This window comes from Stenotrophomonas sp. TWI1149, from assembly GCF_039673155.1.
Taxonomy (GTDB): Bacteria; Pseudomonadota; Gammaproteobacteria; order Xanthomonadales; family Xanthomonadaceae; genus Stenotrophomonas; species Stenotrophomonas maltophilia_AA.
Window position 1 is genome coordinate 184727 of the sequence record NZ_JBDJLB010000006.1, and the last position, 12805, is coordinate 197531.

General features: G+C 69.4%; 9 protein-coding genes. 7 read left to right on the forward strand and 2 right to left on the reverse strand.

Annotated features, from left to right (window positions below; translation table 11 throughout):
- Positions 1-10: 10 nt before the first annotated feature.
- Positions 11-2878, reverse strand: coding sequence for a S8 family serine peptidase (locus ABE424_RS09110; protein WP_346492436.1), 2868 nt, complete (start codon positions 2876-2878; stop codon positions 11-13).
- Positions 2879-3054: 176 nt separating this feature from the next.
- On the opposite strand from ABE424_RS09110, the gene ABE424_RS09115 reads away from it, so the two are divergent.
- The 3 genes from ABE424_RS09115 (at position 3055) to ABE424_RS09125 (ending at position 5251) form a co-directional block, all read left to right on the forward strand.
- On the forward strand, positions 3055-4230 hold the full coding sequence (locus ABE424_RS09115) for a thiolase family protein (protein ID WP_346492435.1): 1176 nt from the start codon (positions 3055-3057) through the stop codon (positions 4228-4230).
- A 124-nt stretch (positions 4231-4354) separates the two neighbouring features.
- Positions 4355-4696 carry a hypothetical protein gene (locus tag ABE424_RS09120; protein ID WP_019183430.1) on the forward strand — a complete coding sequence of 114 codons (342 nt, stop codon included), beginning with the start codon at positions 4355-4357 and terminating at the stop codon, positions 4694-4696.
- Positions 4697-4846: 150 nt separating this feature from the next.
- Complete coding sequence (locus ABE424_RS09125; RefSeq protein ID WP_176989207.1) at positions 4847-5251, forward strand: hypothetical protein; 405 nt, start codon at positions 4847-4849, stop codon at positions 5249-5251.
- A 67-nt stretch (positions 5252-5318) separates the two neighbouring features.
- On the opposite strand, the gene ABE424_RS09130 is transcribed toward ABE424_RS09125, so the two are convergent.
- Positions 5319-6950, reverse strand: coding sequence for an isovaleryl-CoA dehydrogenase (locus tag ABE424_RS09130; protein ID WP_346492434.1), 1632 nt, complete (start codon positions 6948-6950; stop codon positions 5319-5321).
- A gap of 109 nt (positions 6951-7059) precedes the next feature.
- On the opposite strand from ABE424_RS09130, the gene ABE424_RS09135 reads away from it, so the two are divergent.
- The 4 genes from ABE424_RS09135 to pdeM are packed head-to-tail and all read left to right on the forward strand — an operon-like array spanning position 7060 to position 12764.
- A complete protein-coding gene (locus ABE424_RS09135) occupies positions 7060-8067 on the forward strand; it encodes a ligase-associated DNA damage response exonuclease (protein ID WP_176989205.1) in 1008 nt (335 codons plus the stop codon).
- Complete coding sequence (locus tag ABE424_RS09140) at positions 8064-9668, forward strand: ATP-dependent DNA ligase (RefSeq protein ID WP_346492433.1); 1605 nt, start codon at positions 8064-8066, stop codon at positions 9666-9668. Before ABE424_RS09135 ends, ABE424_RS09140 begins: the two co-directional genes overlap by 4 nt.
- 14 nt (positions 9669-9682) lie before the next feature.
- On the forward strand, positions 9683-12130 hold the full coding sequence (locus ABE424_RS09145) for a ligase-associated DNA damage response DEXH box helicase (RefSeq protein ID WP_346492432.1): 2448 nt from the start codon (positions 9683-9685) through the stop codon (positions 12128-12130).
- Entirely contained in the window at positions 12120-12764 is a 645-nt protein-coding gene (gene pdeM, locus ABE424_RS09150; protein WP_346492431.1) for a ligase-associated DNA damage response endonuclease PdeM, read from the forward strand. Before ABE424_RS09145 ends, pdeM begins: the two co-directional genes overlap by 11 nt.
- The last annotated feature ends 41 nt before the right edge of the window (positions 12765-12805 follow it).

A 12805-nucleotide genomic window follows, 5' to 3' on the forward strand; every position in this document is an offset into this window, starting at 1 on the left:
AGACCGGCTGTCAGAACCCGGCCGAATAGCGCAGCTGCACCTGGCGCAGATCGCCCCGCGGGCCGAAGCGCTGGTCGTAGCCGAAGGCCAGGCGGCTGGTGCGGCTCAGCCACGATTCCACCGAAAGCCCGAACAGACCGCCCGAGCGGGCCGGCTGCAACCCGGCCACCGGTGCCCAGGCCTCGACCCCGACGAAGCTGGCGTCCAAGGCCAGGCCGTCGCTGGACAGATGCTGTTGCCACTCGGCGTAGCCGCGCAGCGACCAGCCGCCCCAGCGACGCTCGGCACGCAGACCGGCCAGGGCCTGGCTGCGCGTGCTCACGGTATCGTGCGCGCGCAGGCCAAAGCCCATGCCGCCCGCTTCGCTGAAACCGTCACTGTCCACCCGGGCGTACTCGGCACCCAGGTAAGGCGTCAGCGAGGCGGTGGCACTGCCGAAGCGGTAGCCCGATTCCACGCTGGCCGCGCTGAAGCTGCCGCCGTAGCGCGCGTTGACGCCGTACTGGCCGGCCCCCAGCAGCAGCTGGCGATCGATCTCACGGGTGAACTGGCCGGCGCCGATCTGGCCCATCGCATACGCACGGCCGGTCCCCCAGCCCGCATAGACCTGCGCCTGCGATTGACGATCGCGGCCGCGGTCACTGCCCCACTCCCGGCTGCCGTAGCTGCGCGTTTCACCGAACGCGAAACCGAGCATGCCGTAGCTGCCCAGCGCCATGTCCTGGCCCATCATCCAGCCTCGGGTCGCCACCCCGTTGCCGGCGAAGCTGCCCTGCCCCGCCTCGCCCAACGCACTCTGCCAGGCACCGCGCAGGCGCGGTGCGGCCTGCACGTCACCGACCCGTGCCGACAGCGCACGACGGTTCATGTCGATGCTGTCGAAGGTCGCCGCCGTCGCCAGCGCATGCGCCTTGCCGGACAGGCTGTCCAGGCTCGCCTGCAAGGCGCTGGCCCCATCGACCTGCTGCAGCTGGCCGGCCGCGTCCGCGAACCCGTCCAGCGCCGCCCCGTTGCCATCGAGCACCTCGAACGCGGATTCCACGCGCGCCGCCGACGCCAGCGCGGTTCCACCGAGGCCGGCCTGCAGGCTCGCGCTGGTCACGCTGACGCGGTCGATGACCAGGGTGACGTCGTTGTTCGCATGCAGCAGGCTGGCCTGGAGCAGGGTGCCGGGCGCCAGCCCGTTGGTGACGCTGTCAAAGCTGCCGGTCACCCCGCCATCCGCGTGCAGCAGCGGCTGCGTGCGTCCATCCCGGGGGACGTAACCGGCGATGATGCTGTCCACACGCACCGTGCCGGCCAGCGTGGCGGTGCCGGTCACCATGAGCGCGTTGGCACCCAGTGCGACCACCAGTTGCGCGCCGGCACGCTGGAGGTAATTGCCCTCGATCGCGGCATCGATGTTGTCGCTGCGCAGGATCACGCTGGCGCCGTTGTCCACGTTGCCGCTGACCCGCGTGGTGCCGTTCATGAACTGCAGCGCCGCGGCATTGGGATTGCCGGCCTGCGGCGCGATGAGCACGTTGGACCGCAGCGACGCACCGCCGCGCAGCGCGAGGGTGCCGCGCTCGATGATGGTGTCACCGGTGTAGGTATTGGCGCCGGCCAGGGTCAACGCACCCGCACCCTGCTTGGTCAGGCCGCCGTTGCCGCTGATGTCGTTGCTCCACACCGAATCCAGCCCCAGCGTGGCGACGTTGACCGTCACATCGCCCCAGTCCAGCCTGGCCGGACCATTGATCGCCTTGGCGATGTTGAGCAGGCCGTAGCCGAACGTCCGGTCCACGCCGGCCGCGCCGAGATCGGTCGCGGTGCCCAGCAGCGTCTGGCGCACCAGGTCGTTGGTGAAATACGGATACTTCTGCCACACCAGGGCCGCCGCGCCGGAGACCAGCGGCGCCGCATAGGACGTGCCCGAGCCATAGTAGTACTCCGGCGTGCCGCCCTTGTTGGCCGGATCGACATAGGCCACCGTGCCCGGTGCGGCGAGGCAATACTGCGCCGCGACGCCGCAGGCGTTGGCATACGAAGCCAGCTTGCCCGGGTCTGCGGTATCGACCGCGGTCACGCTCAGCCAGCCGCGTTCCAGATCCGCCGCGGGCAGGCTGCCGCCCGGCCCAACCTGGCTGGGCAGCGCAGCCATGCTGGAGGGATTGGGCTTGCTCTCGTTGCCGGTGGCGAACACCACCAGGCCGCCGTTGCTGATGATGAAGGGCCGGTATTCCTGGGCGATCGGCGCGGTGGCCGACGGGTTGGTCCAGTACAGGCCGCCCCACGAGTTGTTCATGATCTTGACGCCGGCCGCGATCAGGTCCTGATGCACGCCGTCCAGGCCGATCGCACCGTTCACTTCGTTGCCACTGCCCGAGCCGTCATCGACGGGGCGCTTGTCGGCGATGATCCGCGCCGAGACGATCTGGGCTTCGCTGGCCACGCCGCCCGGCCAGCTGCCTACCCTGCGACCGGCGGCCAGTTCGGCGACGACGGTGCCGTGGCCGACCACGTCGTCCACATTGACGTTGTTCACGCGCGGATCGACGTAGGTGTAGTTCGCCAGCACCCGCCCGCTGAGCGCGGGATGCTCACGGTTCACGCCCGAATCGACGATGCCGATGCGCACGCCGGCACCGGTCCAGCCGGCGGACTGCGCCGGCCCCGCCTGGACGATGGCCAGGTGCGCGTCGATCGCCGGCTGCGGCGTCGGCGCCGTCGGCGGTGGTGGAGAAGGTGGCGTGGTGGGGGGCGGCGACGGGGGCTGGGTCGGAGGCGGCGACGGCTCCAGATCCCCGCGGACATTGCTGCCTCCGCCTCCGCAGGCACTCAGTGCCAACGCCAATGCCGCGGCCAAGGCCGACCTGCCGATCACAACCTGCTTCATCCCTGCTCCCCTTGTGAATGGACCTTCCCCACCTGCCTGCCTCCCGGGCAGACACCGGCAGTCAATGCCGACCCTCTATACTGGACCGACCCCCACGCAGTCTGCCGGGAAATGCGTCGGCTTCCAACGCCCGCGTTCCCATTCCGCTCTTCGCTCACGCACCAAAGAGATTGCACATGTCCAACATCGTCATCGCCGCCGCCAAGCGCACCGCCATCGGCTCCTTCCTGGGCCAGTTCAACGGCGTGCCGTCCCCGACCCTGGGGGCCACCGTGATCGCAGCGGCCCTGGAGCAGTCCGGAGTACCGGCTGCGGACGTTTCCGAAGTGATCATGGGCTGCGTGCTGCCGGCCAATCTCGGCCAGGCGCCGGCCCGCCAGGCCGCGATCGCCGCCGGGATTCCGGTCTCCACCGGCGCCACCACCCTCAACAAGGTGTGCGGCTCGGGCATGAAGGCCATCATGCTGGGGCATGACCTGATCAAGGCCGGCTCGGCCAGCATCGTGGTCGCCGGCGGCATGGAGTCGATGTCCAACGCCCCGCACATGATCCCCAACTCGCGCACCGGCAACCGCTTCGGCAACTTCCAGGTGATCGACCACATGGCGCACGACGGCCTGGTCAATGCCTACGACGGCAAGGCCATGGGCGAGTTCGCCGAATGCACGGTGGAGAAGTACCAGGTCAGCCGCGAGGACCAGGATGCCTTCGCCATCGAATCGGTCCGCCGCGCGCAGGCCGCGCAGGCCAACGGCGCCTTCGACGGTGAAATCGTGCCGGTGAAGGTCAGCACCCGCAAGGGTGAGGTCGAGTACGCACAGGACGAACAGCCGAGCCGCTCGGACATCGCCAAGATCCCGACCCTGCGCCCGGCGTTCAAGAAGGACGGCACGGTCACCGCCGCCAGCTCCTCGAGCATCTCCGACGGCGCCGCCGCGGTCGTGCTGCTCGCCGAGGAAGACGCCGCCGCCCGTGGCCTGCAGCCGCTGGCCCGCATCGTCGGCCACGCCACCCATTCGCAGGCGCCGGAGTGGTTCACCACCGCGCCGATCGGTGCGATCCACAAGCTGCTGGAAAAGACCGGCTGGACGCTGGACCAGGTGGATCTGTTCGAGATCAACGAAGCCTTCGCCGTGGTCGCGATGGCGCCGATCCGCGAGCTGGGCATTCCGCATGACAAGGTCAACGTCAATGGCGGTGCCTGCGCATTGGGTCATCCCATCGGTGCGTCGGGTGCACGCTTGGTGGTCACGCTGGTGAACGCGTTGCGCAAGCGCGACGCCAAGCGCGGAATTGCTACCCTGTGCATTGGCGGCGGCGAAGCAACCGCCATCGCTATCGAATTGATTTGATTTGGTTTAACGCGCATTTCTCAAAACTGAATGCGCGATCGCTTGACAGCAAATCGTGGCTTGTCATCATGTTGCCGGGCGCGCAATAGCGCGTTGCCTAATCTAACGACGAGGATTCACAACAATGAGCATCAACAAGCTGCTGATCGCAATGGCCCTGGGCCTGGCTCTGACCGCCTGCTCGAAGCAGGAGCAGGCTGCTGACGCCGCCGCTTCGGCCAACGAAGCCGCCGCTGACGCCCAGGCCGCTGCTGACCAGGCCGCTGCTGCTGGCGCCCCGGCTGCTGACGCTGCCCAGGCTGCTGCTGACACCGCCACCACCGCTGCTGACGCTTCGGCTGATGCCGCTGCCCAGGCTGCTGGCGCTGCCACCGACGCTGCTGCTGAGCAGGCGAAGGACGCTGCCAAGACTGCGGAAAACACCGCTGAGCAGGCCAAGGACGCTGCTGAAGAAGCCAAGAAGTAATCACTTCTTTCTTCAAGCACGTCTGAAGAAGCCGCTGGTTCGCCAGCGGCTTTTTCTTTGGGTGTTCTTTGCCGCGCTGCCGCGCGCACCGCGTCTTCACAGGCGCATGACTAGGCTGGCCTCCCATCCATCGCCGTTCTGGAGCGCCACATGAAGATCCGTCCGCTGACCACCTCCCTGCTGGCCGCTTCCCTGCTGCTCGGCCTGGCCGCGTGCAAGGGCCCGGAGGCCGAACAGGCCCGCCGTGACGCCGCGCAGGCCGCCGACAGCACCAATGCCGCCGCGCGCGAAGCCGTCGACAAGGCTGCTGCGGCCACCCGCAGTGCTGCCGATGATGCCGCGGCCGCCTCCGAGCGCGCTGCCGCCGATACCCAACAGGCGCTCGACCGCGCTGCTGCGGCCACCTCCGAGGCTGCCGGCGAAGCCAAGGTCGCCGCCAAGGATGCGGCTGCCCACGCCAGCGAGTCCACCGCCGATGCCGCGCAGAAGGTCGCCGACAAGGCGCGCGACGTCGCGGACGATGCCAACAAGAACGCCAACGAAGCCAAGCGCTGAGTCCGGCCGCCCCTTCAAGGGCATCACGTGGGTCACGACGCCCCCTCCCTTGGAGGGGGCGTCTGCGTCAGGGCAGTGCGCGGCCCAGCACGGCCGCGACATCGATATCCGCCGGCAGCGTGCCGAAGGCCATCCCGTGCTCGGCCCCAAGCCGTGAACGGATGAAGGCGGATGTGTTCGGACTCTGCGCCCGCAGCAGGACCGCGGCCTGCAACAGCAGCGCCAGGCGTTCGGTGATACGGCGGGCCTGTGCCTGCTCCGGCGTGGCCGCGAGCTGGACGCGCAACGCCCGCAGTGCGGCGTCATAGATCGCATCGGCACCGGCCACCGCATTCAATTCCGCATCCAGCGCGTGCAGCACCTGCGGTTCGCGTGACAAGGCACGCAGTACGTCCAGACACTGGATGTTTCCGCTGCCTTCCCAGATCGAATTCAACGGCGCCTGCCGGTACAGGCGCGGCAGCATCGACTCCTCCACATAGCCCGCGCCGCCGAGGCACTCCTGCGCTTCATTGACGAACACGGCCGCGCGCTTGCACACCCAGTACTTGCCCACGGCCGTGGCGATGCGCGCGAACGCGGCCTGCTGCGGATCGGCCCCGGACTGGTCCACCGCGCGTGCCACACGCATGGCGAACACCGTGGCCGCTTCGGATTCGATCGCCAGATCGGCCAGGACGTTGGCCATCAGCGGGTGCTCGCTCAGCCGCGTGCCGAAGCTGCTCCGGTGCCGTGTGTGGTGCAGCGCCTGGGCCAGGGCCATGCGCATCTCGGCGGCGGCACCGAGCATGCAGTCCAGCCGCGTCATCATGACCATGCCGATGATGGTGGCCACCCCGCGCCCTTCTTCGCCGACACGCTGCGCCCAGGCACCGCACAGCTCCACCTCGCTGGAGGCGTTGGACCAGTCGCCAAGTTTGTCTTTCAAGCGCATCAGCCGGAACGCGTTGCGGTTGCCATCGGGCAGGCGTCGCGGCATCAGGAAGCAACTCAGGCCGCCCGGCGCCTGCGCCAGCACCAGGAAGCCATCGGACATCGGCGCGGAGAAGAACCACTTGTGGCCGACCAGCGCATAGCTGCCATCGGCCTGGGGCTCGGCCCGCGTGGTGTTGCTGCGCACGTCCGAGCCGCCCTGCTTCTCGGTCATGCCCATGCCCAGGGTGATCCCGGCCTTGTCCGCGATCGGCACGTCACGCGGGTCGTAATGCGGGGCCGCCGCCTTGTCCGCCCAGGCGGCGAGAGAAGGATCCTGGCGCAGCACGGCGACAGCGGCGTGGGTCATCGTCAGCGGACAACTGGTCCCCGCCTCGGCCTGGTGATGCAGGTAACTCAATGCCGCGCGCGCGACATGCGCACCCGGCCGCCCGTCGTGCCAGGACAGCCCGGCCACGCCGTGCGTCTTCGCCGCCGTCAGCAGCTGGTGGTACGCCGGATGGAACTCGACCGTATCGATGCGATGGCCCTGCGCATCGTGGGTGCGCAGGCGCGGCCGATCGCGATTGGCATCGAAGCCGATCCGGTACAGCTCATCGCCGGCGAGGCCGCCATAGCGCGCCAGCTGGCCCGTGAACGCGGCGCCTCCTTCGCGCTGCACTGCCTCGGCCAGTGCGACGTCGTCGGCCCACAGATTGCGCCCCCCGAAAGGTGGCGGCTGGTTGCCCACCTCGTGCGTTTCGAACGCGGGCAGTGCTGACGTCATCACGGCGAGCTCCTTGCAGACAGATGCACCGATTCTGCCGCATCCCCCTGCAGGCTGCCGTTCATGCGGATTCTCACCTCCTGCACGAGCGCGGCGGCACAGTGCAGGCATGAACGCGGATGCCGACAACGACGACCTGGTGGTGCTCCGGCCCGAGGGGCTGTACTGCCCGGCTGGTGATTTCCACATCGACCCGTGGCGACCGGTGCCGCGGGCGGTGATCACGCACGGCCATGGCGATCACGCGCGCAACGGCATGGGCCACTACCACTGCACCACGCAGACCCTGCCGATCCTGCGCTGGCGGCTGGGCGATGTGGACTGCAGCGCGCACGCATACGGCGAACGCTTCACCCTCGGCGACACCGAGGTCTCCCTGCATTCGGCCGGGCACGTGCTCGGCTCGGCCCAGGTGCGGATCGCGCATGCGGGACGGGTCTGGGTCGCCTCCGGCGACTACAAGCGGCAGCACGATCCAAGCTGCGACCCGTTCGAGGTGGTGCCCTGCGACACCTTCATCACCGAGGCGACCTTCGGCCTGCCGGTGTACCGCTGGCCGGACACGTCGCAGGTCGCGGCGGACATCGTGGCCTGGCGGCGCGAATGCGAAGCGCGCGGCGAGGCGGCCGTGCTGCTCTGCTACGCGCTGGGCAAGGCACAGCGGATCCTGGCCGAACTGCTGCCGCTGGATACGCAGCCGGCGCTGCTGCATGGCGCGATCGCCACCGGCGTGGCGGTCTATCGTGAGGCCGGGATTCCGATGCTCGCCACCGAGCCGGTCAGCGAGCAGGCCCGCGGTGCGGAGTTCGCCGGCAAGCTGATCCTGGCCCCGCCCTCGGCGGCGGGGAGTGCGTGGATGCGCCGCTTCAAGCGCGCGCAGCTTGGTTTCGCGTCCGGATGGATGCGGGTGCGTGGCAACCGCCGCCGCCGCAACTACGACCGTGGCTTCGTCGTCTCCGATCATGCCGACTGGCCCGACCTGCTGCGCACCATCGCCGAGACCGGTGCCCGTCGCGTCATCGCCACCCACGGCAACACCGACGCGCTGATCCGGTTCCTGCGCGAGCGCGGCGTCGCCGCCGAGGCCTTCGCCACCGGCTACGGGGACGAAGAATGAAACGCTTCGCCGCGCTCTACAGCGAACTCGACCGCAGCACCGCCACCGGCGACAAGCGCGCCGCGCTGGTGCGCTACTTCCAGCAGGCGCCCCCGCACGACGCGGCGTGGGCGCTGTTCCTGCTGGCCGGCGGCAAGGTCACCAGCGCGCGCCGGAAGATCGCCGGCAACGCCGAGCTGCGCGCGTGGGTCGCGGAAATCTCCGACACGCCGGCCTGGCTGGTGGACGACAGCTACGACCAGGTCGGCGACCTGGCCGAGACGCTGACCCTGCTGATGGACGATCCGCTGCGGGTCGGCGCGGATATCGCGCTGGCCGACTGGATCGAGCAGAAACTGCTGCCGGTCGCCAATCAACCCGAACCGGTACGCCACGCAGCCATCACCGGGGCATGGCAACAGCTCGCCTTCGACGAGCGTCTGGTGTTCAACAAGCTGCTGACGGGTGCGCTGCGCGTGGGCGTGTCGCAGCGGCTGGTGCAGCAGGCACTGGCGGAGTGGTCGGGGATCGATATCGCGCGCATCGCCCAGCGCATGCTCGGCAGCTGGGTGCCGACGCCCGGATTGCTGGCGGCCCTGCTGTCACCCGAAGAGCGCCCTGAAGATCGCCAGCAGCCCTACCCGTTCTTCCTGGCCTCGCCGCTGGAGGCGGAGGTCGACACGCTCGGTCCGATCGAGGACTGGCTGCTGGAGTGGAAGTGGGACGGCATCCGCCTGCAGGTGCTGCGTCGCCAGGGCGAGGTCGCGCTGTGGTCGCGCGGCGAAGAGCGGCTGGATGGCCGCTTCCCCGAAATCGACGCGGCGGCGATGGCGTTGCCCGATGGCTGCGTGATCGATGGCGAGCTGCTGGCCTGGGCCGACGGCGACGCACTGCCGCTGCCGTTCACCGCGCTGCAGACCCGCATCCAGCGGCTCAAGCCCGGGCCGAAGACACTGCGCGATACACCGGTACGCGTGCTCGCCTACGATCTGCTCGAGCTGGGCGGTGAAGACCTGCGCGCGCTGCCGCTTTCGCAACGGCGTGCGCGCCTGGCCGACGTACTCGCCACGCTGGACGACCCGCGCCTGATGCTGTCGCCGGAGGTCAGCGTCGCGGACTGGAGCGCCGCCGCCCTGCGCCGCGATCTCGCCCGCGAGCGTGGTGTGGAAGGGTTGATGCTCAAGCGCCGCGATTCGGTCTACCAGGCGGGACGCCGGCGCGGCGACTGGTGGAAATGGAAAATCGATCCATTGACCATCGATGCGGTGATGATCTATGCGCAGTCCGGCCATGGCCGGCGCAGCACGCTGTACACCGATTACACCTTCGGGGTGTGGGATGGCGAAACCCTGGTGCCGGTGGCCAAGGCGTACTCGGGCCTGGACGACAAGGAAATCCTCGCGCTGGACCGCTGGATCCGCGCGAACACGATCGAACGGTTCGGGCCGGTGCGCAGTGTCCGTGGCGAACAGGTGTTCGAACTCGGCTTCGAAGCGGTGAACCGCAGCAAGCGCCACAAGTCCGGCATCGCGGTGCGCTTCCCCCGCATCCTGCGCTGGCGGCACGACAAGCCGGCCAGCGAGGCCGACACCCTGGCCCAGCTGCAGGCGCTGGCGCGGTGACGCGACGGGAGGCCATGGCCCGCCTGACGGCGTGGTTCGCCAGCCGGGGCTGGGCGCCGCTGCCCTTCCAGAAAGCGATGTGGCGGCACTATCTGGCCGGCGAGTCCGGCCTGCTGCACACACCGACCGGCAGCGGCAAGACACTGGCGATGTTCGGCGGCCCGCTGCTGCAGGCGCTGCACGATCCGCCACCACGGACGACCCGCGGCCGTGCGAAGACACCGGTGCCGGTCCTGCAGGTCCTGTGGATCACGCCGCTGCGTGCGCTGGCCGCCGACACCGCGCGCGCGCTGCGCGAGCCGCTGGACGCGCTCGGGCTGGACTGGCAGGTGGGCCTGCGCACCGGCGATGCCAGCGCGCGCGACAAGCGCCTGGCGCGCGAGGGCCGGCTCGATGTACTGGTGACCACACCGGAGTCGCTGGCGTTGTTGCTGAGCTATCCCGACACGATGGCGCGCCTGCAGCACCTGCGCTGCGTGGTCGTGGATGAGTGGCACGAACTGCTGGGCAACAAGCGTGGCGTGCTGCTGCAGTTGAACCTGCGCCGGCTGCGCGATGCCCTGCCCACCCTGCAGGTGTGGGGGCTCTCGGCGACGCTCGGCAATTTGGACGAGGCACGCGAGGTGTTGTTGCCCGACGTGCCCGACGCGCCGCTGGTGGCCGGCGCGCGGCCGCGCCCGGTCAGCGTGGAGACGCTGTTGCCGGCCCAGGGCGAGCGTTTCCCCTGGGCCGGTCACCTGGGCCTGTCGCAGCTGCAGCGCGTCCTGGAAAAACTGCTGGCGGTGCGCACCAGCCTGCTGTTCACCAACACGCGCGCCCACGCCGAACTGTGGCACCAGGCACTGTCGGCGGTGTGGCCGGAAGATCCGGATACCCTCGCCCTGCATCACGGCTCGCTCGACCCGGCCCTGCGCCGCGCCGCGGAACAAGGCCTGCGCGAAGGCCGGCTGCGCTGCGTGGTCGCCACGTCGAGCCTTGATCTCGGCGTCGACTTCCCCAGTGTCGACCAGGTCCTGCAGATCGGCAGCCCCAAGGGTATTGCCCGGCTGCTGCAACGTGCCGGCCGCGCCAGACATCGCCCCGGCGAATCCGGGCACATCGTGTGCGTGCCCTCGCATGCGCTGGAGCTGGTCGAGTACGCCGCGGCGCGACGTGCGCTGGCCCAGGGTCATATCGAGGCCCGCCGGCCGCTGCGGCTGTCGCTGGACGTCCTGGCGCAGCACGCGGTGAGCTGCGCGCTCGGCGGTGGCTTCGATCCCGATGCGCTGTTCGCGCAGGTACGACGTACGCATGCCTTCGCCGCGCTGGACCACGCGCACTGGGAGGGCGTGCTGGAGTTCATCGTGCAGGGCGGTCGCGCGCTGTCGCAGTATCCGGATTTCCACAAAGTCGTGCGCGATGACGATGGCATCTACCGCGTGCATGACCGTCGCGTCGCGCTGCGACATCGTTTGTCGATCGGCACCATCACCAGCGATGGCAGCGTCATGGTCCAGTTCCTGCGCGGCGGCCGGCTCGGCGCGGTGGAGGAACAGTTCCTCAGCCGGCTGCGCCCGGGGGATCGCTTCCAGTTCGCCGGGCGCCTGCTCGAACTGGTGCGCCTGGAGAATCTGACCGCGTACGTGCGGCTGGCACGCGGCGGCGACGGTGTGGTGCCTCGTTGGCAGGGCGGGCGGCTGCCGCTCTCGGAGGCGCTCGGGCATGAAATGGAAGCGGTGCTGGCCCGCCCACCGGAGAGCCCGGAGATGCAGTGGCTGGCGCCGCTGCTGTCGTTGCAGACGCGCCTGTCGGCGTTGCCCGCGCCCGAGCTGCTGCTGGTGGAACACGTCCGCCGCCGCGAAGGTCAGTTCGTGTTCGTGTATCCCTTCGCCGGCCGCCAGGTCAATGAAGGGCTGGCCGCGTTGATGGCAATGCGCTGGACGCGCGTGCACACCAATACGTTCGGCTACGCGGCCAACGACTACGGGTTCGTGCTGGCGCCGGCGCGTGCCGTCGAGATCGATGCCGCGCGCGTGCGCACCCTGCTGGAACCGGAAGGACTGCTCACGGATCTGCGCGAGAGCCTCAACCTGGGCGAACTGGCGCGACGCCAGTTCCGCGACATCGCGCGCGTGTCCGGCATGCTGGTGCCGGCACTGCCCGGCCGTACGCCACGCAGCCTGCGCCAGCTGCAGGCCTCCAGCGGGCTGCTGTACGACGTGCTGCGCCAGCATGATCCGGATCACATCCTGCTGACGCTGGCCGAACACGAGGTGCTGCACGATCAACTCGATCTCGACAGCCTGGCGCGTGCGCTGGCGTCCTGCCAGGCACGCACGTTGAGCCTGCAGCACCCTACCAGCCTGGGCCCGCTGTCCTTCCCGTTGTGGGCCGAACGACTGCGCGGCCAGCTCAGCAACGAAGACTGGAAGACCCGCGTCCTGCGCGCCGCACAGCAACTGGAGAAACGCCATGGCGCCTGAACTGCCGATCACCCTCGCCGGCGAAACCGTCCAGCTGCTTGGCGCGCGTGCGCTGTATTGGCCCGCGCGGCAGGGCCTGATGATCGCCGATCTGCACCTGGGCAAGGCGGACCTGTTCCGGCGCTCGGGCATCGGCCTGCCCAGCGGGGGCACCTCCGATGATCTGCAGCGTCTCGGCGCGATGGTGCAGCAGCACGCGGTGCGCCAGCTGTGGATACTCGGCGATGTACTGCATGGCGCTGCACACCGCGCCGCGTGGTACCGGCAATGGCAGGGCTGGCGCGAACAACATCCCGGGCTCTGGATCGGCGCGCTGGAGGGCAATCATGACCGTGTGCTGCCCAAGGCCGATCTGGGCATCGACCTGCTGGGTGAACGTGTCGAGGAGGGACCGTTCCTGCTGCGTCACGCACCGCAGCGTCAGCCCGGCCTGCACGTGCTGTGCGGCCACCTGCATCCGCTGGCCCGGCTGCCGGGCATGCAGCGGCGCTGGCCATCGTTCTGGCTGCGCGAGGGTATGACGATCCTGCCCGCTTTCTCGGGATTCACCGCAGGTATCGCGCCGGTGCTGGGCACGGGCGAAAGACTGGTGGCCTGCGTCGAAAACCAGGCCATCGCGTTGCCGGCGCGCTAGGTCGAGCAGCGCGCGACAACAGTCACTCAGTCAACGTGTGT

Excerpts from the sequence above, each read along its gene's own strand:
- ABE424_RS09110 (WP_346492436.1), bottom strand. The coding sequence starts at position 2,878 with ATGAAGCAGGTTGTGATCGGCAGGTCGGCCTTGGCCGCGGCATTGGCG.
- ABE424_RS09115 (WP_346492435.1), top strand. The coding sequence starts at position 3,055 with ATGTCCAACATCGTCATCGCCGCCGCCAAGCGCACCGCCATCGGCTCC.
- ABE424_RS09120 (WP_019183430.1), top strand. The coding sequence starts at position 4,355 with ATGAGCATCAACAAGCTGCTGATCGCAATGGCCCTGGGCCTGGCTCTG.
- ABE424_RS09125 (WP_176989207.1), top strand. The coding sequence starts at position 4,847 with ATGAAGATCCGTCCGCTGACCACCTCCCTGCTGGCCGCTTCCCTGCTG.
- ABE424_RS09130 (WP_346492434.1), bottom strand. The coding sequence starts at position 6,950 with ATGACGTCAGCACTGCCCGCGTTCGAAACGCACGAGGTGGGCAACCAG.
- ABE424_RS09135 (WP_176989205.1), top strand. The coding sequence starts at position 7,060 with ATGAACGCGGATGCCGACAACGACGACCTGGTGGTGCTCCGGCCCGAG.
- ABE424_RS09140 (WP_346492433.1), top strand. The coding sequence starts at position 8,064 with ATGAAACGCTTCGCCGCGCTCTACAGCGAACTCGACCGCAGCACCGCC.
- ABE424_RS09145 (WP_346492432.1), top strand. The coding sequence starts at position 9,683 with ATGGCCCGCCTGACGGCGTGGTTCGCCAGCCGGGGCTGGGCGCCGCTG.
- pdeM (WP_346492431.1), top strand. The coding sequence starts at position 12,120 with ATGGCGCCTGAACTGCCGATCACCCTCGCCGGCGAAACCGTCCAGCTG.